Origin of the sequence: Nocardioides zeae (genome assembly GCF_010686755.1) — a bacterium.
In the GTDB taxonomy this organism is placed as follows: Bacteria; Actinomycetota; Actinomycetes; order Propionibacteriales; family Nocardioidaceae; genus Nocardioides; species Nocardioides zeae.
This window is the reverse complement of record NZ_JAAGXA010000001.1, coordinates 17005-39535: the sequence shown is the minus strand read 5'-3', so window position 1 is coordinate 39535 and position 22531 is coordinate 17005. Positions and strand designations below refer to the sequence as shown.

At 74.0% G+C, this 22531-nt stretch carries 25 protein-coding genes; 16 read left to right on the top strand and 9 right to left on the bottom strand.

Annotated elements, in window-relative coordinates; genetic code table 11:
* Positions 1 to 121: 121 nt before the first annotated feature.
* From G3T38_RS00220 to G3T38_RS00205, 4 genes are all read right to left on the bottom strand, one after another.
* Positions 122 to 2446 (bottom strand): protein kinase domain-containing protein, encoded by a 2325-nt coding sequence (locus tag G3T38_RS00220; protein ID WP_163770048.1) that lies wholly within the window; start codon positions 2444 to 2446, stop codon positions 122 to 124.
* An 81-nt stretch (positions 2447 to 2527) separates the two neighbouring features.
* Complete coding sequence (locus tag G3T38_RS00215) at positions 2528 to 2809, bottom strand: hypothetical protein (protein WP_163770046.1); 282 nt, start codon at positions 2807 to 2809, stop codon at positions 2528 to 2530.
* Positions 2810 to 2819: 10 nt separating this feature from the next.
* Positions 2820 to 4031, bottom strand: a complete 1212-nt coding sequence (locus G3T38_RS00210; protein ID WP_163770044.1) for a fatty acid desaturase family protein — start codon at positions 4029 to 4031, stop codon at positions 2820 to 2822.
* A gap of 43 nt (positions 4032 to 4074) precedes the next feature.
* Positions 4075 to 5169 (bottom strand): flavin reductase family protein, encoded by a 1095-nt coding sequence (locus G3T38_RS00205; protein WP_163770042.1) that lies wholly within the window; start codon positions 5167 to 5169, stop codon positions 4075 to 4077.
* 175 nt (positions 5170 to 5344) lie between these two features.
* Between G3T38_RS00205 and G3T38_RS00200 the strand changes: the two genes are divergently transcribed.
* Positions 5345 to 6001 (top strand): TetR family transcriptional regulator, encoded by a 657-nt coding sequence (locus G3T38_RS00200; RefSeq protein ID WP_338037363.1) that lies wholly within the window; start codon positions 5345 to 5347, stop codon positions 5999 to 6001.
* Positions 6002 to 6016: 15 nt separating this feature from the next.
* On the opposite strand, the gene G3T38_RS00195 is transcribed toward G3T38_RS00200, so the two are convergent.
* The 4 genes from G3T38_RS00195 to G3T38_RS00180 form a co-directional block, all read right to left on the bottom strand.
* The gene (locus G3T38_RS00195; RefSeq protein ID WP_163770038.1) at positions 6017 to 6718 is read right to left on the bottom strand and encodes an SDR family oxidoreductase; all 702 of its coding nucleotides are present in this window, start codon (positions 6716 to 6718) and stop codon (positions 6017 to 6019) included.
* On the bottom strand, positions 6715 to 7683 hold the full coding sequence (locus G3T38_RS00190; RefSeq protein ID WP_163770036.1) for a zinc-binding dehydrogenase: 969 nt from the start codon (positions 7681 to 7683) through the stop codon (positions 6715 to 6717). The genes G3T38_RS00195 and G3T38_RS00190 overlap by 4 nt, the downstream gene beginning before the upstream one ends.
* 151 nt (positions 7684 to 7834) lie before the next feature.
* Positions 7835 to 9034: an NAD(P)-dependent malic enzyme gene (locus tag G3T38_RS00185; RefSeq protein WP_163770034.1), complete on the bottom strand. Its 1200-nt coding sequence runs from the start codon at positions 9032 to 9034 to the stop codon at positions 7835 to 7837.
* A 74-nt stretch (positions 9035 to 9108) separates the two neighbouring features.
* Positions 9109 to 9477: a S24/S26 family peptidase gene (locus G3T38_RS00180; RefSeq protein ID WP_163770032.1), complete on the bottom strand. Its 369-nt coding sequence runs from the start codon at positions 9475 to 9477 to the stop codon at positions 9109 to 9111.
* A 98-nt stretch (positions 9478 to 9575) separates the two neighbouring features.
* On the opposite strand from G3T38_RS00180, the gene sodN reads away from it, so the two are divergent.
* The 15 genes from sodN (at position 9576) to G3T38_RS00105 (ending at position 21874) form a co-directional block, all read left to right on the top strand.
* Positions 9576 to 9971, top strand: coding sequence for a superoxide dismutase, Ni (sodN, locus tag G3T38_RS00175; RefSeq protein WP_163770030.1), 396 nt, complete (start codon positions 9576 to 9578; stop codon positions 9969 to 9971).
* A gap of 165 nt (positions 9972 to 10136) precedes the next feature.
* Complete coding sequence (locus G3T38_RS00170) at positions 10137 to 10574, top strand: hypothetical protein (protein WP_163770028.1); 438 nt, start codon at positions 10137 to 10139, stop codon at positions 10572 to 10574.
* Positions 10571 to 11017, top strand: coding sequence for a DCC1-like thiol-disulfide oxidoreductase family protein (locus G3T38_RS00165; RefSeq protein WP_163770026.1), 447 nt, complete (start codon positions 10571 to 10573; stop codon positions 11015 to 11017). The genes G3T38_RS00170 and G3T38_RS00165 overlap by 4 nt, the downstream gene beginning before the upstream one ends.
* Complete coding sequence (locus tag G3T38_RS00160) at positions 10983 to 11657, top strand: TetR family transcriptional regulator (RefSeq protein WP_338037362.1); 675 nt, start codon at positions 10983 to 10985, stop codon at positions 11655 to 11657. The genes G3T38_RS00165 and G3T38_RS00160 overlap by 35 nt, the downstream gene beginning before the upstream one ends.
* A 45-nt stretch (positions 11658 to 11702) precedes the next feature.
* A complete protein-coding gene (locus G3T38_RS00155; RefSeq protein WP_163770024.1) occupies positions 11703 to 12500 on the top strand; it encodes a DUF6924 domain-containing protein in 798 nt (265 codons plus the stop codon).
* 65 nt (positions 12501 to 12565) lie between these two features.
* A complete protein-coding gene (locus tag G3T38_RS00150) occupies positions 12566 to 12961 on the top strand; it encodes a hypothetical protein (protein WP_163770022.1) in 396 nt (131 codons plus the stop codon).
* A 39-nt stretch (positions 12962 to 13000) separates the two neighbouring features.
* On the top strand, positions 13001 to 15106 hold the full coding sequence (locus tag G3T38_RS00145; RefSeq protein WP_163770020.1) for an alkaline phosphatase family protein: 2106 nt from the start codon (positions 13001 to 13003) through the stop codon (positions 15104 to 15106).
* A complete protein-coding gene (locus G3T38_RS00140; protein ID WP_163770018.1) occupies positions 15103 to 15882 on the top strand; it encodes an MBL fold metallo-hydrolase in 780 nt (259 codons plus the stop codon). Before G3T38_RS00145 ends, G3T38_RS00140 begins: the two co-directional genes overlap by 4 nt.
* Positions 15879 to 16472, top strand: coding sequence for a VTT domain-containing protein (locus G3T38_RS00135; RefSeq protein WP_163770016.1), 594 nt, complete (start codon positions 15879 to 15881; stop codon positions 16470 to 16472). The genes G3T38_RS00140 and G3T38_RS00135 overlap by 4 nt, the downstream gene beginning before the upstream one ends.
* Positions 16473 to 16573: 101 nt before the next feature.
* On the top strand, positions 16574 to 17221 hold the full coding sequence (locus tag G3T38_RS00130; RefSeq protein ID WP_163770014.1) for a TetR family transcriptional regulator: 648 nt from the start codon (positions 16574 to 16576) through the stop codon (positions 17219 to 17221).
* Between the two features lie 53 nt (positions 17222 to 17274).
* Positions 17275 to 18240: an ABC transporter ATP-binding protein gene (locus G3T38_RS00125; protein WP_163770012.1), complete on the top strand. Its 966-nt coding sequence runs from the start codon at positions 17275 to 17277 to the stop codon at positions 18238 to 18240.
* A complete protein-coding gene (locus tag G3T38_RS00120) occupies positions 18240 to 19040 on the top strand; it encodes an ABC transporter permease (RefSeq protein ID WP_163770011.1) in 801 nt (266 codons plus the stop codon). The genes G3T38_RS00125 and G3T38_RS00120 overlap by 1 nt, the downstream gene beginning before the upstream one ends.
* A 110-nt stretch (positions 19041 to 19150) precedes the next feature.
* A complete protein-coding gene (serA, locus tag G3T38_RS00115) occupies positions 19151 to 20359 on the top strand; it encodes a phosphoglycerate dehydrogenase (RefSeq protein WP_163770009.1) in 1209 nt (402 codons plus the stop codon).
* A 158-nt stretch (positions 20360 to 20517) separates the two neighbouring features.
* Complete coding sequence (locus tag G3T38_RS00110; protein WP_163770007.1) at positions 20518 to 20928, top strand: ATP-binding protein; 411 nt, start codon at positions 20518 to 20520, stop codon at positions 20926 to 20928.
* A 1-nt stretch (position 20929) separates the two neighbouring features.
* Entirely contained in the window at positions 20930 to 21874 is a 945-nt protein-coding gene (locus G3T38_RS00105) for an RNA polymerase sigma factor SigF (protein ID WP_241728334.1), read from the top strand.
* A gap of 13 nt (positions 21875 to 21887) precedes the next feature.
* Here the strand turns inward: G3T38_RS00105 and G3T38_RS00100 are convergent, their stop codons facing one another.
* Complete coding sequence (locus G3T38_RS00100) at positions 21888 to 22340, bottom strand: hypothetical protein (RefSeq protein ID WP_163770005.1); 453 nt, start codon at positions 22338 to 22340, stop codon at positions 21888 to 21890.
* Positions 22341 to 22531 lie beyond the last annotated feature (191 nt).

Sequence of the window (22531 nt, the reverse complement as noted above, 5' to 3'; positions counted from 1 at the left end):
TCCCCTCGTCTGGTGGAATCAGGCGGGCACCCGGGCCCGCTGGGGCCCGATACCCCGCCCGAGGCTGTCACGAACCTGGGCCGAGCGCGACGACCGGGTGTCCGGCGTCTCGCCGCGGCCGTCAGGGCTGGCGGCCCAGCACCTGGTTCTCGCCGCGCACGGAGGCGCCCGTCTCGTCGAACGTGATGGTGCTGAACAGCGCCTCGGTGAGGTCGTTGTCCTCGTTGAACGGCCCGCGCACGGCCACGCCCCGGTAGACGACCTCCTCCCCGGCCTCCAGCAGGGCGGCGCACCGGCGGAAGGTGGCGCACTGCGTGCCGCCCTCGCTGCCGGAGACCGGGCCCATGTTGTCGGCGATCGTGTCGCCGTCGGTCGCGCCGCCGCGGACCGCGGCCAGCGCGGCCAGCACCACCGCGTCGTACGACTCCGCCGAGAGGAAGGGGGTGGGCACCGTGCCGCCGGAGTCGAGGGCGTACCAGTCGGAGACGCGGGCCCGGAAGTCCTCGGAGGACTGCACGGCGGGGAAGATCGAGAACGTCCGCGCGAGGATGTCGGCGGGCACGTCGACGAAGTCCGTGCTGCTGACGGCCGAGAAGTAGACGGGGCCATCGAAGTCGGTCGCCGCGAGCGCGGTCAGCAGCGCCGACCCGTCGAGGTAGCCGTTGACGAGCACGGCCTCGGCGCCCGAGGTCGCCACCTCCTGCGCGACGGCGGAGAAGTCGGCCGTCGTCTCCGGCAGGTCCTGGCCGGCGCCGGGACAGGCCAGGACGCAGCCCATCGAGACCTTCTCGAGCGCGGCCTCCATGGCGGCGCTGGAGCGGAGCGAGAACGGCTCGTCGGCCGTCACGAACGCGACGTCGTCCCCGCTGCTCACCCGGTCGAGCATCGTGCGCGACAGTGCGTCGGCCATGGTGTCCAGGTCGCCGATCGTGCGGAACGCGTAGCGCGAGACCCCCGAGCGGTCGTTGATCCACGCGGACGGCGAGATGTTGACGACCTCCGCGTCGTCGAGCACCGGCACCAGGGTGTCGGCGAGCTCCGCCTGGATGGGGCCGATCACCACGTCGGTGTCGATGCCGTCCTCGAACAGCGCCGCGACGGTGTCGTCGTCACCGCTGTCGACGACGTCCTGGCAGACGGGCTTCCCCAGCACGCCGCCCGCGTCGTTGATGTCGCTGACCGCGAGCCCGAGGCCGCCCAGGGCGGGCGGCGACTGCTGGGCCAGGACGCCCGTCTCGGGCAGCACCCCGGTGACGCGCAGGCCCTCCGGCGCGTCCTCGCACGGCGTCGTGGAGAGGGTCGCACCGTCGACGACACCGGCCACGGTGTCGTCGGCGAACGGCACCTCGCCGGGGCTGTCGCCGTCCCCGCCACCGTCCCGGGAGACCCACACGCCCACGCCGACGCCCACGCCGACGAGGAGCACGAGCGCCACCGCCGCGGCGACGAGACCGCGGCGGCGCCCGGCCGGCGCCCCGGCGGACGCCCCGGAGGGCCCGGCCGCCGGTCCGGGCCTGCCGGGAACCCCGGGGAGGGTTCCCGTCCCCCCGGTGGGGCCGCCGTACGACGCGGTGCGGGTCCGCTCGGCGGCCGCGGGCAGCGGCGCCCCGCCGGGGCGGACGGCCGCCATGACACCGTCGATCTCGCGCAGCACCTCCCCCGCCGAGGCGATCCGTCGCGCGGGGTCCTTGTCGAGGAGCCGCGCGAGGAGGTGGTTGAGCGCGCGGACCTCCGTCGTGCCGCCGGGGAGCTGCGGCACCGGGGCGTTCATGTGGGCCAGGGCCACCTCCATCTCGGTGCTGCCCTGGTAGGGCGTGCGGCCGGTGAGCATCGCCCACAGCAGGCAGCCGAGCGCGTAGAGGTCGCTGCTGACGGACGCGGGCACCCCGCGGTGGCGCTCGGGCGCGAGGTACGCCCACGTGCCGACGACGGCGCCGGTGCGGGTGTGGGAGTCGTCGGCGGTCTGGGCGATGCCGAAGTCGCACAGGTACGCCCGGGTGGCGCCATCCGGCAGCCGCCGCAGGAGCACGTTCGAGGCCTTGATGTCCCGGTGCAGCACCCCCGCGTCGTGGGCCGCCGCCAGGCCGGTCGTGACCTGGCGGAGCAGGTCGAGCGCCATCACCGGCGCCATCGGCCCGAACCGACGCGACCAGGACGACAGGTCGCCGTCGGTGACCAGCTGCATCGCCAGGTAGAGGGATCCCTCGTGCTCACCGGCGTCGTAGATCGCGACGATGTGGTTCGACTCCAGACGGGCGAGCGTGCGCGCCTCGCTCAGGAACCGACGCCGGTAGTCCTCGTCGCCGGAGAACTGCGGGGCCAGCACCTTGAGGGCGACCTGGCGGTCGAGGTCGCGGTGGACGGCACGGTAGACGACGCCCATCCCGCCGTGGCCGATGCTCTCGCCGACCTCGTAGCTACCGACCACGCTCCCGGGCTGCAGCACGGGCACCTCCTCCACGACACCGGGACGACCGACGGCCCCGGCGGGGGTTACCCCGCCGGGGCCGTCCTGAACCGTACGCCGTCAGACCTCGCGGCCCGGCCCGTGGCCGGGCTCGCGGCCCGGCTCGTGGTCCCGCTCGCGGGCCGGCTCGAGCTCGGCCGTGGCCCGTCGGGCCGCATCGCGGAGCTCGAAGACCTCGGTCGCGCCCTCGCCCACGGCGCTCGCGACGTCGCGCACCGCGCCGGTCACGATCGACGCGACGCGACCCACCGTGGTGGCGGCGATCTCCACCGAGGTCTGCACGACGTCCTTCGCGATCTCGGCCTTGCTGAGGCGGTCGCCCCCGGTGCGCTCGTCGGTCATGGGACGAGTCTCAGGCAGCGTCCGGCACCACGGCAACCGGGGCCGGCTTGCGGCGTCCCAGGAGCCGCTGCACCAGCGAGACGCCCGGCACCTCCGCGACGTCGTCCGGCAGCGCGTACCGGCAGATCTTCTTGGCGACGCTGAGGAGCTGGCGGTGCAGCGGGCCGGTGTTGTACTGCAGCCCGTAGCGCTCGCAGATCTCCCGCACCTCGTCCGCGATCTCCGGGTAGCGCCGCGCCGGCAGGTCGGGGAACAGGTGGTGCTCGATCTGGTGCGAGAGGTTGCCGCTCATCACGTGGAAGAGCGGGCTGCCCGTGATGTTGGCCGAGCCGAGCAGCTGGCGCAGGTACCACTGGCCGCGCGACTCGTCCTCGGACTCCTCCATCGAGAACGACGCGACGCCCGCGGGGAAGTGGCCGCAGAAGATGATGTTGAAGGCCCAGATGTTGCGCACCAGGTTGGCGGTCGCGTTCCCGGCCAGCGTGAGCGGGGCGAGCGGACCGGTGAGTGCCGGGAACAGGAGGTAGTCCTTGAGCGCCTGGCGCTTCACCTTGCGCATGATCCCGCGGTGCAGGGCCGCGTTCTCGGAGATCTTCCGCTTGCCGGCGACGATGTTCTCGACCTCGAGGTCGTGCATCGCCACGCCCCACTCGAAGAAGATCATGAGGAGGAACGCGTAGACCGGGTTGCCCAGGTAGTACGGGTGCCACTTCTGGTCGGGGTCCATCCGGAGGATGCCGTACCCGATGTCGCGGTCCTTGCCGACGATGTTGGTGAACGTGTGGTGGATGTAGTTGTGCGAGTACTTCCACTGCTCCGAGGGGCACACGTTGTCCCACTCGAACATGCGGGAGTTGAGGCCGGGATCGCCCATCCAGTCGTACTGGCCGTGCATGACGTTGTGCCCGATCTCCATGTTGTCGATGATCTTGGAGATGCTGAGCGACGCCACGGCGAGCGGCCAGGCGGGCGGCAGGTAGAACAGCGCGCGGCCCGCGACCTCGAAGGCGCGCTGCGCCTTCACGACCTTGCGGATGTACGCCGCGTCCTCCTCCCCCAGGCTCGCGATGATGCGCTGGCGGATGGCGTCCATCTCCTCGCCGAACGCCTCGAGCTGGCTCGGGGTGAGCGGGAGGTTGGGGCTGATCGGCTCCTCGCCCGGCTCGGGGCTGGGGGTGGGGCGGAGGGCCTCGGCGGGTGCCTCGGTGGTGGCGGCGGTCATGGGGTGCTCCCTTCGTGGGGTGACGACGGGTGGTCGGTGGAGGTCAGAGGTCGACGACGCAGTCGCCGACGGGGGCGGACACGCAGATGCGGACCTCCTCGTCGGGGAGCGAGGACTCCTCGCCGGTGAGCACGTTGCGCACCGTGCCCTCGCTCTTGCGCGCGGTGCAGGAGAAGCAGATGCCCATGCGGCAGCCGAACTCGGGCCGCAGGCCGGCGGCCTCGGCCTGCTCGAGGAGCGAGGCACCCGAGTTGGGCGCCTGCTCGCCGGAGCGGGAGAAGACGACGTCGCCCTCCGCCGTGCCGGCGGTGACGACCGGCGGCTTGAAGCGCTCGAGGCGCAGACGGGGCGAGCCGTCGTAGGCCGTCTCGACCCGCTCCATCAGCCCGGCGGGGCCGCAGACCCACGTGTCGACCTCGCGGAAGTTCGGCACCTCGCGGGCCAGGTCGATCGCGCTGAACAGCGGGTCGCCCGCCGACTCGTGCCGCAGCACGACGCGCACGCCGTTGTCGGCGGCGGCGATCTCGGCGAGCTCGTCGGCGAAGATCTGGTCCTCGGGGCCGCGCGCGTAGTGCAGGAAGGTCACCTTGCGGCCGGCGTGGCCGTCGTACCCGTCCCGCAGCAGCGTGCGCACCATCGACATGGCCGGCGTGACGCCGGAGCCGCCGGTGATGAAGAGCAGGTGGTTGTTCGTCGGGGTCGCGGGGCTCTCGTCGAGGCAGAAGTCGCCCTGCGCCTGCGAGAGGTGGACGAGGAACCCGGGCTGGGCCTGCTCGACGAGGAACCGCGAGACGAGACCCTCCGCGTGCGCGCGCACCGTGAGCGTGAACCGCTCCCCCGGGGCGGAGGCCGCCGAGGAGATGGTGAAGCAGCGCGTCGTGCGGCGGGCACCGGGCACCTCGATGCCGACCTGCACGTACTGGCCGGCGCGGTGCCCGCGCCAGGTCGAGGTCGGCTGGAGGGTGATGGTGGCGACGGGGTGCTCGCCGTCGGTCTCGCGCCGGACGTCGACCACGCGGGCCCGCACCTCGCGGGCGGCCCACATCGGGTTCACGAGCTCGAGGTAGCGGTCGACGCCGTGCGGCGACGCGAGCGCGGCGACGGCGCGGGACCGCAGGAGGGCGCTGGTCAGGCTCATGGCGTGGCTCCAGAGGTCGTCGGGGCGTCCACCGTTCAGTGAACGCTTGTGCACCGACCAGGATGCCGAGAGGGTTACCGCCGGGTCAAGGAGCGGTGGCCCAGGACACACGTGGCCCGGGCCACGCCCCCGACCGCACGGCGCCCCGCCGCCCGTTCGTGGGACGATGAGCCCCGTGTCCAGCCCCTCCGCGCGCCCCGGCGCTGCCGCCGACGGGCTCAGCCGCGTCGAGCGCAAGGAGCTGACCCGGCAGTCGATCCTGGCCGCCGCCCTGCGGTTGGCCGAGACCGGCGGCCTCTCGGCGGTGTCGCTGCGCCAGGTGGCGAAGGACGTCGGGATCGTGCCCACGGCCTTCTACCGCCACTTCGACTCGATCGAGGAGCTCGGCCTCGCGCTGGTCGACGAGGCGTTCGTGTCGCTGCGGGCGATGCTGCGCGACGTACGGTCGGCGGACCCCGCGTTCAAGGACATCATCGACAGCTCGGTGCGGGTGCTGACGGAGCACGTGCGGGCCCAGCGGGGGCACTTCCTGTTCATCGCCCGCGAGCGTTTCGCCGGCCCTGCTGCCGTGCGGTCGGCCATCCGCCACGAGATCGAGCTGTGCGAGCGTGAGCTCGCCACCGACCTCGCGCGCCTCCCCGGCCCCGACGCGTGGGCGAGCGAGGACCTCTACGTGCTGGCCAACCTCATCGTCGGCGCCGTGGTGTCGACCGCGGAGGAGCTGCTCGCCGCCGAGGGGCGTCGGTCGGCCGAGGACGCCGTCGCCGAGCGCGCCCGCACCCAGCTGCGGATGATGCTCGTGGGCGCGCTCAACTGGCGCTCGCGTCCCTGAGGCTCCCAGGCCCGCTCAGGGGCCGGGACGGACCACGACCTCGGCCAGCGTGGCGTCGCGCGGCAGGTCGACGCACGCGACGATCGCGTCGGCCACCGTGCCCGCGTCGATCCACGCCGCGGGGTCGTAGTCGGCGCCTTCCTGGGCGTGCACCTGGGCCTGCATCGGCGTCGCTGTGCGGCCGGGGAAGACGGTGGACACCCGTACACCGTGGGGTGCCTCCTCGGCGCGCAGCGCGTCGGCGACCGCCCGGAGGGCGAACTTCGACGCGGCGTACGAGCCCCACTGCGGGTGCGCCGTCAGCCCGGCGCCGGAGTTCACGAAGACGACCGTCCCCCGGCGCGACCGGAGCGCCGGCAGGAGGCTGCGGGTCAGGAGCGCGGGCGCCGTCAGGTTGACCCGCAGCGTGCGCTCCCAGACCGCCGCGTCGGTGGCGGCGACCGGGCCGAGCTCGACGACGCCGGCGACGTGCAGCAACGAGTCGACACCGTCCAGGTCGGGCCGCCACGCCTCGACCGCCACGGGGTCCGCCAGGTCCAGGGCGACGACGTCGGCACCCGGGTGGGCCGCGGCGAGGTCGTCGACCCGCGCCTCGTCGCGGGCCAGGAGCACCAGGTGGTCGCCGCGGGCCTGCAGGCGCTCGGCGACGGCGGCCCCGATCCCGGAGCCGGCGCCCGTGACGACGTGGGTGCGACGCCGCGCGCCCGGACCGGTCATCGGGTCATCACCACCTTGCCGAAGACGTCGCCCTCGGCCAGCGTGGCGAAGGCGTCCCGGGCGTCGACCATGGGGACCACCCGGTCGACGAGGGGACGCACGCCGGTGGCGTCGAGGAACGCCACGAGGGAGGCCAGCTCGTCGCGCGTGCCCATCGTCGAGCCGATGACCTGCAGCTGGCGGTAGAAGATGCGGGTGAGCTCGGCGTCGTCGGGCTGGGGGCCCGAGGTCGTGCCGGAGATGACGATCTTGCCCCCGGGGCGCAGCGACCGCACCGAGTGCGACCACGTGGCCCTGCCCACCGTCTCCATGACGGCGTCGACCTTCACGGGCAGCCGCGCGCCGCTCTCGAACACCTCGTGGGCCCCGATCTCGAGCGCCCGCTCGCGCTTGCGCTCGTCGCGGCTGGTGGCCAGCACCCGGAGGCCGGCCGCCCGGGCGAGCATGATGAGCGCCGTCGCGACCCCGCCACCGACACCCTGCACGAGCACCGTGTCACCGGGCTTGCACGCGCCCTGGGTGAAGAGCATCCGGTAGGCCGTCAGCCACGCCGCCGGAAGGCACGCCGCCTCCTCGAACGAGAGCGACGGGGGCTTCGGCACCACGTTGCGCCGCGGGACGACGACCTTGTCCGCGAACGTGCCCTGGTGCAGCTCCGAGAGGAGCGTGCGACGCGGGTCGAGCGTCTCGTCCCCCGTCCACGACGGGTCGCACAGCACGGCGTGGACGACGACCTCGTTGCCGTCCTCGTCGTGGCCGGCGGCGTCGCAGCCGAGGATCATCGGCAGGTGCTCGGCCTTCAGGCCCACGCCCCGCAACGACCAGAGGTCGTGGTGGTTGAGGGCGGCGGCCCTGACCGTCACGGTCGTCCAGCCGTCGGGCGCGACGGGGTCGGGGCGCTCCCCCACCACCAGCCCGCTCAGCGGGTCGTCGGTCGAGAACCCCGCGGCGTACACAGCGAACATGACGTCAACCTAGCCGGGCGGACGAGCCGTCGGTCCAGTGCCCGACCGGGTAGGACGCGCCGCCCGGGGGGGTGTGGTCCCTGACGTTTCCGACCGTGTGGATCGATCCAGGGGTCGGAAACGTCAGGGACTACCGGCGGCGTACGGCGGATCAGCGGCGGGCGACGCCGTCCGCGCGGGCCGCGTCGGCCACGGCCGCGGCGACGGCGGGGCCGACGCGCGGGTCGAACGGCGAGGGGATGATGAGGTCCTCGCGCAGGTCGTCGCCGACGAGTCCGGCGAGCGCGTGGGCGGCCGCCAGCTTCATGCCCTCGGTGATCGCCGTGGCGTGCGCGTCGAAGGTGCCGCGGAAGATGCCGGGGAACGCGAGCACGTTGTTGATCTGGTTGGGGAAGTCCGAGCGACCGGTCGCGACGACCCGCGCGTGGCGGTGGGCCACCTCGGGGTGGACCTCGGGGTTGGGGTTCGCGAGCGCGAAGATGATCGCGTCGTCCGCCATCGTGGCGACGACCTCCTCGGGCACGGTGCCGCCCGAGACGCCGATGTAGACGTCGGCGCCGGCGAGCGCGTCCTCGAGGCTGCCGCCCCGGACCGTGCGGCCCGAGGTCAGGCCCGCGAGGGTCCGCTTGATGGGCGTCAGGTCGTCGCGGTCCTCCGAGACGATGCCGTTGCGGTCGGTCACCGCCAGGTCGGTGATGCCCGCCTCGAGCAGGATCTTGGCGACGGCGACCCCGGCGGCGCCGGCGCCGGAGATGACGACGCGGGTGCCGGCGTAGGTGCGCCCGGTGAGCTTGAGGGCGTTCTCCAGCGCGGCGAGCGCGACGACCGCGGTGCCGTGCTGGTCGTCGTGGAAGACGGGGATGTCGAGGAGCTCCTTGAGCCGGTCCTCGATCTCGAAGCAGCGGGGCGCCGAGATGTCCTCGAGGTTGATGCCGCCGAAGCTCGGCGCGAGCCGCACGACGGTCTCGATGATCTCCTCGGTGTCGGTGGTGGCGAGGCAGATCGGCACGCCGTCGACGCCGCCGAACTCCTTGAACAGGACGGCCTTGCCCTCCATCACGGGCATCGCGGCCGCCGGGCCGATGTCGCCGAGGCCGAGCACCGCGGTGCCGTCGGTGACGACCGCGACCGTGTTCGGCACCCAGGTGTAGACCTGCGTCAGCTCCGGGTCCGCGTGGATGGCCTCGCACACGCGGGCCACACCGGGCGTGTAGGCCTTCGACAGCTCCTCGCGGCTGTCGACCGCCGCCGTCGCCGCTACCGCGAGCTTCCCGCCCACGTGGGCGTCGAAGACGGGGTCCCCCTGGAAGGGGTGGTCGGTGATCGGCTGGGGTGCGACGTGTGCGGTCATGGCCTACTTCTCGGTGGGGCTGCTGGGACTGCCGCAGTGTTCCACACCACTCTCGCCCGTCGGGGTGGTTGATCTCACACCCGACGCGGCCGGGGCCAGAGCCGGGCACGGACGACCCCGATCACCGCGTCCGCCGGCACCACGCCCCGGTGCCGCGAGTCCACCCCGACGTCCGGGGCGTCGCTGAGCAGCCACCATCCCGTGGCGCCCGTGCGCGTCGGCCGCGGGTCCGTGGCGCGCTTGACGACGACGGTCCCGTCGACGAACCGGGCGACCACCACGTCGCCGGGGCGGACGGCCGCGTCGTACCGGACCAGGAGGCGGTCGCCGGGCTGCAGGCCCGGGCGCATGGAGTCGCCCGACACCCGCGCCAGGCCCCAGGGCAGCAGCGAGCGCCGGTCGGGTTGCCCGGCGCTCGGGCCGGACTGCCGCCGTCGTGCCATGCGGAGTAGTGTCGCAACCACGCCGCGGCCCTGCCGCGACCGGACCCGCGGAACCGCCGCCGAGGCGGTCCCACCACGACCGAGAGGATGCTCCGCTGATGCGTCTGTTCGCTCCCACCGTCGACGTCAAGGCCCACTGCGACCTGCCCTGCGGCGTCTACGACCCCGCCCAGGCCCGCATCGAGGCCGAGTCGATCAAGGCCGTCATCGCCAAGGTCGCCGACTCCGACGACCCCGACTTCCGCACCCGCGCCGTGCTCATCAAGGAGCAGCGCTCCGAGCTGGTCAAGCACCACCTCTGGGTGCTGTGGACCGACTACTTCAAGCCCCCGCACTTCGAGAAGTACCCCCAGCTCCACACCCTCGTCAACGAGGCCACCAAGCTGGCCGGTGCGACCGGCACCAAGGGCAGCCTCGACGCCGAGGTCGCCGACCAGCTCCTCGCCAAGATCGACGAGATCGCCGAGATCTTCTGGGAGACCAAGAAGGCCTGACGCCTCCCGGCTCCGACGACGCCGTCCGCGCCACCCTCCGGGGTGGACCGGGCGGCGTCGTCGCGTTCGGGGCCGTGCGGGTGGCGCGGCCCACTTTGAACACGTTCAAAACTGTCGTAAGCTCGTGTCGTCCGCATTTTTGAACACGTTCAAACCGGAGGAACCATGGACTGGACCGTCGCCACCTACGTCGGCTACCTCGCCGTCGCCGTCCCCCTCACGATGTGGGTCGCCCACGTCCTCTCGACCAACGGCACGATCTTCCTGGCCGACGTCTTCGAGGGCCGGCACGACCTCGCCGGGGCCGTGAACCGCCTGCTCGTCGTGGGCTTCTACCTGCTCAACGTCGGCTTCGTGCTCCTCTTCCTCCGCGTCGGCGACCCGGTCACCGGCGCCAGCGCGATGCTCGAGAGCCTCAGCGTGAAGCTCGGCGTCGTGCTGCTCGTGCTAGGCGTCGTGCACTTCGCGAACGTCATGGTCTTCAACTCCATCCGGCGCCGACACCGCTTCGAGCAGTCGACCGTGCCGCCCGTCCCGCCGACCCGCGTCGTGCCCGGCGCCTTCGCGCCCTACCCGGGCGCCCACCCCGCCCCCGGCAGGTGAGCGAGCCCGCCGTGCGCCTCGTGCTGCTGTACGACGCGGAGTGCCGCCTGTGCGTGCCGTTCGCCCGCTGGGTGGCGCAGCAGCCGCTGCTCGTCCCGCTGGAGCTCGTGCCGTGCGACTCCCCCGAGGCGCACGCGCGATTTCCCGGCCTCGACCACGCCGCCACCCGCGCGGAGATCACCGTGGTGGGCGACGGCGGCGAGGTGTGGACCCACGACGCCGCCTGGCTGATGACCCTGTGGGCGACCCGTCGGCACCGCCCGCTCGCCCACCGCCTCGCCCGGCCGGGGCTCGGGCGCGGGCTGGCGCGGGGCGCGGCGTGCTCGGCGGCCGGCCTGCGGCACCTGCTCGGCGGCCGGCCCTCGGCCCCGACCGGCCCGGCAGGAGGGGGTGACTACCCTGGCGGCTGTGCCGACGCCTGCTCCCCGCTCCGCCAAGGCTGAGGCGACCCGCGCCGCGATCGTCGGGGCCGCGATGCGGCTCTTCCGCGAGGGCGGGTACGACGCGACCACGATGCGCGCCGTCGCCGACGCCGCCGGGGTGTCGCTGGGCAGCGCCTACTACTACTTCGCGTCGAAGGAGCACCTGGTCCAGGGCTTCTACGACCAGCTCTCGGGCGCCCACCACGACCTCGTCGCCGACGTGCTGGCCACCGAGACCGGGTTCGCCGAGCGGCTCACCGGGGTGCTGGAGGGTTGGATCGACCTGGCGGAGCCCTACCACGACTTCGCCGCCACCTTCTTCCGCAACGCGGCGGACCCCCGCAGCCCCCTCTCGCCCTTCTCCCCCGAGTCGGCGGCCGCCCGTGCGACGTCCGTCGACATCCACCGCCAGGTGCTCGCCGGATCGGACCTCCGCCTCGCCCCCGCGCTCCGCGAGGAGATGCCGGAGCTGCTGTGGCTGCTCCAGATGGGTGTCGTGCTCTTCTGGGTGTACGACGCGTCCGAGGGCCAAGCGCGCACCCGCGCCCTCGTGCACGGCGTCGTGCCGCTCGTCGACCGGCTGTGCCGCCTGACGCGGCTGCCCGTCGTGCGCGGCGTCGCCAACGACGTCGTGGCCCTCGTGCGGTCGCTGCGTGCCTGAGGCGTTCGCGGGACGGCGGCCGGGGCACTGCGCCACCCTGGTCCCGTGAGCCCGAGCCGCGTCCGTGACCTCGCCGCGCCAGCCCTGCTGCCGGCCGTGGCCCTCCTGCTCGTCCTCACCGGTTGCGGGGACGTCGGCGGGCCGGGCGACACCGACCCGGTGCGCGCCGGCGCGGAGACCTCGCTCGAGGTCGTCGTGGGCGAGGCCGAGGAGCTGACGCAGGCGGAGATCGACGAGCAGCTGTGGGGGCCGGAGGACGGAGACCCGCCGCCCTTCGCGGGCAGCAACTTGTGCGGCGACGCGGGAGCCGGCGGCACGGACGAGACCGAGGAGATCGACATGAGCCTCACCCCGGGGACGCCCCTCGAGCAGGCCCTCGCCGACAACCGCACGACGGCGGTCCTCGTCCGCACGGACCGGTCCGACGACGCCGCGTGGGCCCGCCTCACGGAGCTGGTCCTCGCCGGCGCCGACTTCAGCGACGGTGAGCCGGGGCCGTGCGGCGAGGAGCCCGAGCTCTACCAGCCGGCGATCCTCACCTCGGACGACCCGGCGTGGCAGGGCGTGACCGCCGAGGCCGCGATCGCCGACCTGCCACCGACCCACGGCTACCTGCTGCTCGCGGACGAGCGCTCGATGCGCGAGGTCGCCGCCGGTGGCGAGGTGACCGTGCTCTGGGTGGACCTGGGGCCCGCTGCCGACGACGAGACCGACCTGCCCCGCACCTTCCGCAGCACCGTCGACGCCGTCGCCGAGATCGAGGCGAACCTCGCGATCGCCAACCTGGGCTTCTTCGAGTACGCCGACGGCGTCGACCCCGACGGCGTCTACCGCGGCTTCTGAGTCGCGCCCGCCCCCGGCCCGCGGGGCGCGGGGAACCGCGGGGGGCTCGGGCGCGTCGTACCCCCATGCGCCCCTCCACCGCTGCCCTGCTGTCGCTCCCCGTCGGCCTGCTGGTCCTCGTGGGCTGCGCGAGCGACCCGGAGTTCACCGAGGTCCGGATCGTCTCGACGACGTGGAACGGCTGGGACCCGGACTACGAGCCCACCACCACGACGTCGACGCTGGCTCCCGCCGAGGGTGAGGAGACCGTCGTCGGCTGCGGGGTCACCATCACCGTCGTCGGCGTCGAGCACGACCGCGCGCTGCTGCGCAGCGACGAGGCGCTCGCGCCGGTGGGTGACACGGGAGGGATCGACCTGCGGGACACCCAGGACGAGGTCGAGGTGGCGATGGGCGAGGTCGTCGAGATGTCCACCGCCACGATGGACGGAGGCTGCGGCTTCGAGCTGTCGGTGGGGTGACGCCGCGCCGTCCCACCGACGGCGCCCTACGCTGGCCCCGTGCAGCAGCGGACCGCGTTCGGGCGTCGTGTCGCCCTCGCGGGGCGCGGGGTGCGGTCGGCGCGTCCCGCGGTATGGCTCGCAGGGGTCCTGCGATCCTTCGTGCTCTCGTTCGTCGCGATGGCCGTCACGCTGCAGATCGTCCCGGGCGAGCAGGTCCCCGACAACGGCAGCGTCGCCGTCGCACTCCTGGTCGGCACCGTGCTCCTCGTCGGTGCCCTGCTCCGGCCCCTGCTGACCCGGCTCACGGTGCTCACGGGTGTGGTCGGGCTGCTGCTCTCGGGCTTCCTGGCACAGGCACTCATCCTCGCGGTCGCGCTGTCGCTGGTGCCGGCGATCGAACCGATCGACTTCGTCGACGTCGTGCTGATCGCGTGGGGCGTCGGGGTCGTCGCCGCCCTGCTCGACTGGGTCGTCGACGCGAGCTCCAGCGAGGTCTTCCTCGCCCAGGTCATGGGCCGATCCGTGCGCACCGCCCGGCGCACCGACGTGCGCGGCCCGGGCCTCCTCGTCGTGCAGCTCGACGGCGTCGCCGAGCCCCTCGTGCGGCAGGCCGCGGCGACGGGAGCGATCCCGTTCCTCAGCAGCCTCCTGCGGTCGGGCAGCCACCGCCTGCGCACCTGGCACACCGGAGCCCCGTCCACCACGCCGGCGGGACAGGCGGTGCTGCTGCACGGTGTCGACACGGCCATCCCCGCGTTCCGCTGGTTCGACAAGGAGCAGGGGCGGATGCTCGTCTGCAGCCGCCCCGCGGACGCCGCCGAGGCCCAGACGGCGCTGAGCACCGGACGCGGGCTGCTCGCGGAGGACGGCGCGAGCGTCGGCAACCTGTTCTCCGGCGACGCGTCCCTGCCCGCCCTCACGATGGCGCGGGCCCGTCCGCCCGGCTCCGAGCGCGGCGCCGCCGAGTTCGCCGTCACGCGGTCGGGGTTCGTGCGCTCCGTCGTGCTGTTCGTGGGCCAGATGCTGGCCGAGTGGTACCAGGGCCGGCGCCAGCGACGCCGCGGCGTGCTCCCCCGGGTCCACCGCGGGGGATCGTTCGTCGTGCTGCGCGGCCTCACCACCGTGCTGCTCAAGGACCTGAGCGTCGCCATCGTCGCCGACCAGATGGCCCGCGGCGCCCCGGTGGTCTACGTCGACCTGCTCGACTACGACGAGGTCGCCCACCACGCGGGACCGACCCGCCCGGAGGCCATGCGCACCCTCGAGGGGCTCGACCGGGTGCTCCGGTTCCTGCACGACCTGGGACGCGAGGTGGGGCGCGACTACGAGCTGGTGGTGGTCTCCGACCACGGCCAGACGCAGGGCACGACCTTCCTGCAGCGCCAGGGCCGCACCCTCGCCGAGGCGGTCAGCGACCTCACGACCGGTGTCGTGGACGGCGCCGCCGGGTCGGGAGAGACCGTCGGCCCCGCCCACCTGCTCCACTCGACGGGCACCCGGGCGCCAGGACTGCTGCGCCCCACCCTGAGCCGGCTCGTGGCCGACCGCACCGAGCACGTCGGCCCGGGGTCACCCGACGGCCCCGGCACGCCCCACACCGGCACGCGCACCAGCGTCCGCGTCGCCGCGTCCGGCAGCCTCGCGCACCTGTACCTGCCCGAGCACCCCGGCCGGCTCACCCGTGAGGACGTCGCGCGCCTCCTGCCCACGCTGCTCCCCGGCCTGCGCGACCTCGAGGGCGTCGGGCTCGTCCTGACCCGCCGCGCTGACGGCGTGCTCGTCGTCGAGGGCCCCTCCGGGTGGCGCGCCCTCGGCCCCGACGCGGTGGTCGACGGCGACGGCGAGGACCCGCTCGCGCCGTACGGTCCCCTCGCCGCCGACGACCTGCGCCACCTCGACCGGTGCGACCACGTGGGCGACGTCGTCGTGCTGGGCGCCTACGACCCCGTGCTGGGCGAGGTCGCGGCGTTCGAGGAGCTGGTCGGGTCCCACGGGGGCCTCGGTGGCTGGCAGACCGAGGCGCTCCTCGTGCACCCCGACGGCTGGACCGTGCCCGACCGGCCGCTGCGGGGCATCGACGTGCACCGCCTCCTCGTGGACCGGCTCGTCGAGCAGGGGCTGCGTGCGCCCGACCCCCGCCCCGAGACGGCGTCGGTCGCATGACCCGCCTCGCCGTCACGTGGTGGGGCCACGCGAGCACGACCGTCGACCTGGCGGGCGCCCGGGTGGCGACCGACCCCGTGCTGACGCGGCGCCTGCTGCACCTGCGCCGCGCCTCCCCCGCGCCGCCGCCGACGGCCGCGTCGGCCGACCTCGTCCTCGTGTCGCACCTCCACCACGACCACCTGCACCTGCCGTCGCTGCGCCGCTTCGGCCCGCGCGTCCCCGTCGTCGTGCCCCGCGGGGCGCCGCGCGCCGTGCCCGCGCTGCGGCGGCTGTCCTGCATCGAGGCCGCTCCCGGCGACGTGGTCGACGTCGCGGGCGTGCGCGTGGAGGTGCTGTCGGCGCACCACGACGGCCACCGGGACGTGCGCCGTGGGCGCCTGCCCGGCGCCCACGCCGCCCCGGCGCTCGGTTTCCGCTTCGAGCACGGGGGCCGCTCGTGCTGGTACCCCGGGGACACCGGCCCCCAGCCGGGGCTCGCGGCCGTGGCGGCCGTCGACCTGGCCCTCGTCCCGATCGGCGGGTGGGGGCCGAGCCTCGGCGACCACCACCTCGACCCCGCGCAGGCGGTGGCGGCGGTCGCGGCCGTCGGGGCACGCGTCGTCGTGCCCGTCCACTACGGGACGTTCTGGCCCGTCGGGCTGCGCCGGGTGCACCCGCGCAGCCACCGGGAGCTCTTCGTCGACCCGCCCGAGCGGTTCCGCACCGCGGCCCGGGCGGCGGGGCTCGGGGCCGAGGTCGTCGTCCCGGCCCCCGGGGAGCGGGTCGAGCGGTGACGGACCTCGGGATCGGCGGCCTCCTCGGCCTCTACGCGCTGGTCAGCCTCGGAGCGGTCGTCCCGGTCGTCCCCACCGGGGCGCTCGTGAGCGCCGCGGCCGTGCTGGCGGCGGTGGAGCGGCCCTGGGAGATCGTGCTCGTCGTCGCGGTCGGCGCCGCGGGCGCCTACACCGGCGACCTCGTCACCTACGTCGTGCTCCGCCGGGCCGGCACGCCGCTGGCCCAGCGCGTCGGCTGGCTCCACGCCGAGGACCCCGACGGCGCGCTGCGCCGCCTCCGCGCCCGCTTGGAGCGCAACGAGGTGCGCTCGCTGCTGCTCTCCCGCCTCGTCCCCGGTGGCCGGATCCCGGTGCTGCTGGTCGCCGCGCTCGGCGGCTACCCCACCGCCCGGTTCGCCTCGGCGAACGTGGCTGCCGCCGCGCTGTGGTCGGTGGCGTACGCCGCCGTCGGCGTGCTCGGCAACTGGCTCGTGCCCGACCCGACCGTCGCCCTCGCGGTCGTGGTCCTCGTCGTGCTGGCGGTCGGGGTGCTGCCCGGTCTGCTGCGCCGGTACCGCCGGCGCGCGACGGCCGCCCGCGTCCCCGGGTGAAGCGCTCACCGAAGCCCGCGCGGACGACGTTGCGCAGGAGTAGCGTGCCCCTGCGGCACAGCCGTGCCGCCGCGCACTCGAGCCGATCCGAGGTCCCCGCGGTGAACGATCCCGACCGCCCGCGCCGGCGCTACGTGTCGCCGCTGCGCACCGCCGCCCTCGAGGCGACCCACGGCCGCATCATCGCCAGCGCCCGCGAGCTGTTCGCGACGCTCGGCTACCAGGCGACCACGCTCGCCGCCATCGCGGAGGCGGCCGGGGTGTCCGTGCCGCGCGTCAACCTGTCTGGCACGAAGGCGCACCTCCTCGTCGAGGCCTACCAGCGCACGAGCAGCGACCACGGCGACCTCCGGCCGATCACCGACGAGCCGTCGTTCCGGGAGATCATGGCGCTGCCGACCGAGGAGGCCCTGACGACGTACGTCGCGTGGCTGGCCGACCACCACGCCCGCTCCGTCCGGCTGTGGTTCGCGCTCCGCGACGCCGCGAGCACCGACCCCGAGGCGGCGGCGGCGTACGACACGGTCTCCGCCCGGGACGACGACGCGTGCGCGGCGGGGGTGGCCTGGGCCGCCGAGCGGGGGCTGCTCACCGGCGACGTCCCCGCCGCGGACCGCGCCTGCGCCTGGAACGTCGTGGCGTCGGCGGAGATCTACCACCGCTACGTGGAGCGCCACGGCTGGACGCGGGAGAAGTACGGCGCGTGGGTGCGCCGAGCGCTCGACCACCTGGTCTTCGACCTGGCCTGACGGCCTGCGAGGGTGGACCCGGCACACCACCCGGGGGAAGGAGCCACCCGACGATGACGTCGACCACCAGCACGAGCACCACCAGCACACCGTCCGCGCCGGCCATCGAGGTCGAGGCGCTCACCAAGGTCTACGGCGGGCTGCCCGCGGTGGACGGCCTCAGCTTCACCGTGCGACCCGGCGCGGTGACCGGGTTCCTCGGCCCCAACGGGGCCGGGAAGACCACCACCATCCGGATGCTGCTCGGCCTGGCCGAGCCGACCGCGGGGCGGGCCCTCATCGGCGGTCGCACCTACCGGGAGCACCGGCGACCCGCCACCGTCGTCGGCAGCTCGCTGGAGCCCGGGTTCCACCCCGGTCGCAGCGGCATGGACCACCTGCGCTCCTTCGCCGCGCCCTGCGGCGTCGGCGCCGCCCGGTGCCGCGAGCTGGTCGCGCTCGTCGGGCTCGAGGGCGCCGAGCACCGCCGGGTCGGCGGGTACTCGATGGGCATGCGGCAGCGCCTCGGCCTCGCGACCGCGTTGCTCGGCGACCCGCCCGTCATCGTGCTCGACGAACCCGCCAACGGGCTCGACCCGCAGGGCATCGTGTGGCTCCGTCACCTGCTCCGCCAGTTCGCGGCCGAGGGTCGCACCGTCCTGGTGTCGAGCCACGCCCTGCGCGAGGTGCAGCACACCGTGGACGACGTCGTGATCGTCGCGCGCGGCCGCCTGGTGCACGCGTCCTCGCTGGCCTCGCTGGCCGACCTGGCCGCCGTCGCGACGTACGTCTCCTCCCCGGACGGCGCCGCCCTCGGGCGGCTCGTCGCCCACCAGGCGTGGCGCGTGGCGCCGCACGAGTCCGGCCTGCTGGTGCACGACGTGGCGGCCGCGCAGGTCGGCGACGCGGCCTTCGCGGCCGGTGTGCCGCTCCACCGGCTCGAGCCCCGCGACGTCGACCTCGAGGAGGTCTTCCTGCGCCTCACGTCGCCCACCTCGGCGCCGTCGGCCACGGCTCCGCACCCGGCGGCGGTCCGCTGATGGGCGCGGCGATCCGCTCGGAGCTCACCAAGCTGACGAGCACCCGGATGTGGTGGGTGCTGGCGCTGGCCATGTTCGGCTACCTGGCCTTCATCGGCGCCGTGATGGCGTTCTCGCTCACCGTCGCCGCGGGCGACTCCACGGCCGCCGTCGCCCCCGTCGAGGGCGAGGCGGCGGCGACGACCGTCTACGGGCTCGTCAACGCGGTCGGCTACGCCTTCCCGCTCCTCGCCGGCAGCCTCCTCGTGACCGGTGAGTTCCGCCACCGCACGATCGCGCAGACCCTCCTGGTCGAGCCGCGCCGCACGGTCGTGCTGCTGGCGAAGCTGGTCGTCAGCGTGCCGCTCGGCCTCGTCTACGGCCTGGCCGGCACCGTGGGCATCGTCGCCACGGCGGCCCCCGTGCTCGCCTGGCAGGGAGACGGCGCCCACCTCGGCAGCGGCGACGTGTGGCGGGTCCTCGGGCTCACCGTCGTCGCGACGGTGCTGTGGACCGTGATCGGCACCGGCTTCGGCGCCGTGCTCACCCAGCAGGTCGCCGCCATCGTCGTCATCCTCGTGTTCACGCAGTTCGTGGAGCCGATCGCCCGCGTGGCGCTCGGCGCCATCGACGGCCTCGGTCGGGTCGCGGTGTTCCTCCCGGGCGCCGCGGCCGACGGGCTCATCGGTTCCAGCTTCTTCGGGCAGCTCGGTGACGGCGAGCTGCTGCCGCGGTGGGCCGCGGCCCTCGTGATGCTGGCGTACGCCGCGGGTTTCGCCCTCGTGGGCCGGCTCACCACCCTGCGACGCGACCTCGGCTGACCATCCCTCGGCCCGAGGAACAGATCCGCGGGCGAAGAGATTAGATTCGGTGCTCGGACGACGGCCGTGACGGCCGCCTCCGCCCCCGTGCCCCCGACGACGGAAGACTGATGAAGGCGCTGCTGCTCGAAGACATCCACACCTCCTCGCAGGAGGTTTTCGACGACGCCGGGATCGAGGTGCTCCGTCGGCCGGGCTCGCTCGACGAGGACGACCTGATCGCCGCGCTCGACGGTGTGGAGCTCCTCGGGATCCGGTCCAACACACGGGTCACCGAGCGCGTCCTCGACGCGGTGCCGCACCTGCAGGCCGTCGGCTGCTTCTGCATCGGCACCAACCAGGTCGCGCTGACCGCGGCGGCCGAGCGCGGGCTCCCGGTCTTCAACGCGCCGTACTCGAACTCGCGCAGCGTCGTCGAGCTCGTCATCGCCGAGATCCTGGCGCTGGCCCGGCGACTCACGGAGAAGACCGAGCGCCTCCACAACGGCATCTGGGACAAGTCCGCGAAGGGCAGCCACGAGGTGCGGGGCCGCACGCTCGGCATCATCGGCTACGGCAACATCGGCACCCAGCTGTCCAACGTCGCCGAGGCCCTCGGCATGCGCGTGGTGTTCTACGACATCGCCGACCGCCCCGCCCACGGCAACGCGCGGCGCATGCGCTCCATGGACGAGCTGCTCGCGCACGCCGACGTGGTGAGCCTCCACGTCGACGGACGGCCCGGCAACGCCGGCCTCTTCGGCGCCGAGCAGTTCGCGGCGATGAAGCCCCGGGCGCTGTTCATCAACGCCTCCCGCGGCATGGTCGTCGACGACGTGGCCCTGCGCGACAACATCCTGTCCGGTCACATCGCGGGAGCGGCCATCGACGTCTTCCCGATCGAGCCGAAGGCGCAGGGCGACACGTTCGAGTCGGTGCTCCGCGGCCTCGACAACGTCATCCTCACGCCCCACGTGGGCGCCTCGACCCTCGAGGCGCAGGAGGAGATCGGTCGTTTCGTCGCCGGCAAGCTCACCGGCTTCGTGCGCCAGGGCAGCACGGCGCTCTCGGTCAACCTGCCGGGCGTCCAGCCGGCGCCGCTGACCGTCGGCACCCGGGTGGGCCTGCTCCACGAGAACGCCCCCGGCGTGCTCGCCCGCCTCAACCAGACGCTCGCGACCACCGGCAACATCACGGCGCAGGCCCTGGCGACCGCCGGGGAGCTGGGGTACGTCGTGACGGACGTCGACTCCACGACGCCCGAGGACACGCTCGACAAGCTGCGTGCCGACGCCAACACCCGGTGGGTGCGCACCTGGGTGCCGAACCAGGTCGTCTGACCGCCTCGTCCCCGAACCCCTCCCGGACGTCATGCGGAGCGGTGGCCCCGGCCAGCGCTCCGCATGACGTCCCGGGAGGGGGCGGCCGCTCCGACGGCCCTGTGCCCGATGTCCTAGAGTCGGCCGGGACCTCGTCGCCCTTCGGAAGGACGCTCCCCATGACCGTGCCCGGTGCGGCGCCCACCTTCCCCACGGGCCGTGCGGACGTCGAGCTGCGACTGCCGGCCGACGGGGCCTTCGTGTCGGTGCTCCGCACGACCGCCGCCGGGCTGGCCGCGCGCCTCGACTTCACGATCGAGGACATCGAGGACCTGCGCATGGCCGTCGGCGAGGCCACGGCGCTCGTGCTTCCGGAGGCGGATCCCGAGAGCGACCTCCACTGCGCGTTCCACCTCGGCGACCGAGCGCTCACCGTCGAGGTCAGCGTCACCACCTCGACCGCGCCCGAGCCCAACTACGAGAGCTTCGCCTGGCAGGTCCTCACCACCATCGCCACCTCGGCCGAGGAGGTCACCACGGCGGACTCGTTCACGGTGCGCCTCACGATCGTCTCCGGCACCGACCTCTGAGATGACCCCCGCCCTCCCCGGTCGCCCCGACCAGCCCAGCGAGACCGACCCCGACGCTCCGCAGGCGCCGGCCGCGGCAGACGCCGCGCTCGTCGCCGAGGTCGTCGCCTCCATGACCGAGGCCGGCGGCGGCGCTGCGCCGGAGCCGGTCACCGGACCGGAGCCGGACGCGCGCGCGATCGGCATCGAGCAGACGCGGGCGCGCAGCGCAGCGCTCTTCGCCGACCTCCGCCACGAGCTCTCGGGCGAGGCGACCCGCCAGGAGGCCCGCGACAACCTGGTGCACCTGCACCTGCCGCTGGTCGAGCACTGCGCCCGTCGCTTCCGCAACCGGGGCGAGCCGTTCGAGGACCTCGTGCAGGTGGGCACGATCGGGCTGCTCAAGTCGATCGACCGCTTCGACACGGAGCGCGGGGTCGAGTTCTCGACGTACGCGACGCCGACCATCATCGGCGAGATCAAGCGCTACTTCCGCGACAAGGGCTGGGCCATCCGCGTGCCCCGGCGGCTGCAGGAGCTGCGCATGCAGATCAGCGCCACCACCGCGGAGCTCACGCAGCGGCTCGGTCGCTCCCCCACGGTGAGCGAGCTCGCCGAGGCGATCGGCTGCAGCAGCGAGGAGATCGTCGAGGGCATCGAGTCGAGCAACGCCTACTCGACGCTCTCCCTCGACGCGACCGACAACAGCGACGACTCCACGATGACCATGCTCGACACCATCGGGGTCGACGACGAGGGGCTCGAGCACGTCGAGATCCGCGAGTCGCTCAAGCCGCTGCTCGACCAGCTGCCCGCGCGCGAGAAGAAGATCCTGCTGCTGCGCTTCTTCAAGAACATGACGCAGTCGCAGATCGCCGCCGAGATCGGGGTCTCCCAGATGCACGTGTCGCGGCTCCTGGCCCGCACCCTCGACCAGCTCCGCACCAATCTGCAGGCCGAGGACTGACCGTCGGGCCTGCCTACACCCGTTGCAACGGGCCGGCGGCGTCGGGATCCCCGGCCAGGAGCCACCGGTGGCTGCTGCGCCAGAAGAGGGCGAGCAGGGCGAGCACGGCCGAGACCGCGAGCACGACGGCGGCCAGGGTCGTCGGCTCGTCCCGCATGTTCCACGCCAGCCCCAGGTGCAGGAGCTGGGCCAGCACGAGGGGCGACCGCGCCGACGAGCGGCACTGCAGCACGAGCCAGGCGGCCCACCCGATGCCGACGCCGTACGCGCCGAGGAACACCGCGACGGCCACCGCGGTGCCGGAGCGCTCCACCGCGCCGTACACGAGCTCGGTGAGCGCGTAGCCGACGACCACGAGCGCCTGCAGGGCGATGACACCGACCCCGATGCGGAGCGCCGTGGGGACGGGCCCGGGGAGGGACGCTGCGGTGCGGTCGGAGGGGCCGGCGGGGTCGGGGGACGTCACCGCGCCAGGCTACGACCACGAGCAGGACACGGAGAAGTCACGCCGATGTCACACCTGTGACACACCAGACCCCCGAAAGGGCTTGTGCCGCAGTCCACTTCTTGTCAATGTTGAGGCCATACGTGTTCGGGCGCCGGTCGGCGCGCTGCCCGGCTGCGTCTCCACCTGCGAGCGGGCCCTGGGTCCGATCG

Bases quoted from the DNA above. Each gene is read 5' to 3' on its own strand.
- G3T38_RS00215 (WP_163770046.1), bottom strand. From the start codon at position 2,809: ATGACCGACGAGCGCACCGGGGGCGACCGCCTCAGCAAGGCCGAGATC.
- G3T38_RS00210 (WP_163770044.1), bottom strand. From the start codon at position 4,031: ATGACCGCCGCCACCACCGAGGCACCCGCCGAGGCCCTCCGCCCCACC.
- G3T38_RS00205 (WP_163770042.1), bottom strand. From the start codon at position 5,169: ATGAGCCTGACCAGCGCCCTCCTGCGGTCCCGCGCCGTCGCCGCGCTC.
- G3T38_RS00195 (WP_163770038.1), bottom strand. From the start codon at position 6,718: ATGACCGGTCCGGGCGCGCGGCGTCGCACCCACGTCGTCACGGGCGCC.
- G3T38_RS00190 (WP_163770036.1), bottom strand. From the start codon at position 7,683: ATGTTCGCTGTGTACGCCGCGGGGTTCTCGACCGACGACCCGCTGAGC.
- G3T38_RS00185 (WP_163770034.1), bottom strand. From the start codon at position 9,034: ATGACCGCACACGTCGCACCCCAGCCGATCACCGACCACCCCTTCCAG.
- G3T38_RS00180 (WP_163770032.1), bottom strand. From the start codon at position 9,477: ATGGCACGACGGCGGCAGTCCGGCCCGAGCGCCGGGCAACCCGACCGG.
- sodN (WP_163770030.1), top strand. From the start codon at position 9,576: ATGCGTCTGTTCGCTCCCACCGTCGACGTCAAGGCCCACTGCGACCTG.
- G3T38_RS00170 (WP_163770028.1), top strand. From the start codon at position 10,137: ATGGACTGGACCGTCGCCACCTACGTCGGCTACCTCGCCGTCGCCGTC.
- G3T38_RS00150 (WP_163770022.1), top strand. From the start codon at position 12,566: ATGCGCCCCTCCACCGCTGCCCTGCTGTCGCTCCCCGTCGGCCTGCTG.
- G3T38_RS00140 (WP_163770018.1), top strand. From the start codon at position 15,103: ATGACCCGCCTCGCCGTCACGTGGTGGGGCCACGCGAGCACGACCGTC.
- G3T38_RS00125 (WP_163770012.1), top strand. From the start codon at position 17,275: ATGACGTCGACCACCAGCACGAGCACCACCAGCACACCGTCCGCGCCG.
- G3T38_RS00120 (WP_163770011.1), top strand. From the start codon at position 18,240: ATGGGCGCGGCGATCCGCTCGGAGCTCACCAAGCTGACGAGCACCCGG.
- serA (WP_163770009.1), top strand. From the start codon at position 19,151: ATGAAGGCGCTGCTGCTCGAAGACATCCACACCTCCTCGCAGGAGGTT.
- G3T38_RS00110 (WP_163770007.1), top strand. From the start codon at position 20,518: ATGACCGTGCCCGGTGCGGCGCCCACCTTCCCCACGGGCCGTGCGGAC.
- G3T38_RS00105 (WP_241728334.1), top strand. From the start codon at position 20,930: ATGACCCCCGCCCTCCCCGGTCGCCCCGACCAGCCCAGCGAGACCGAC.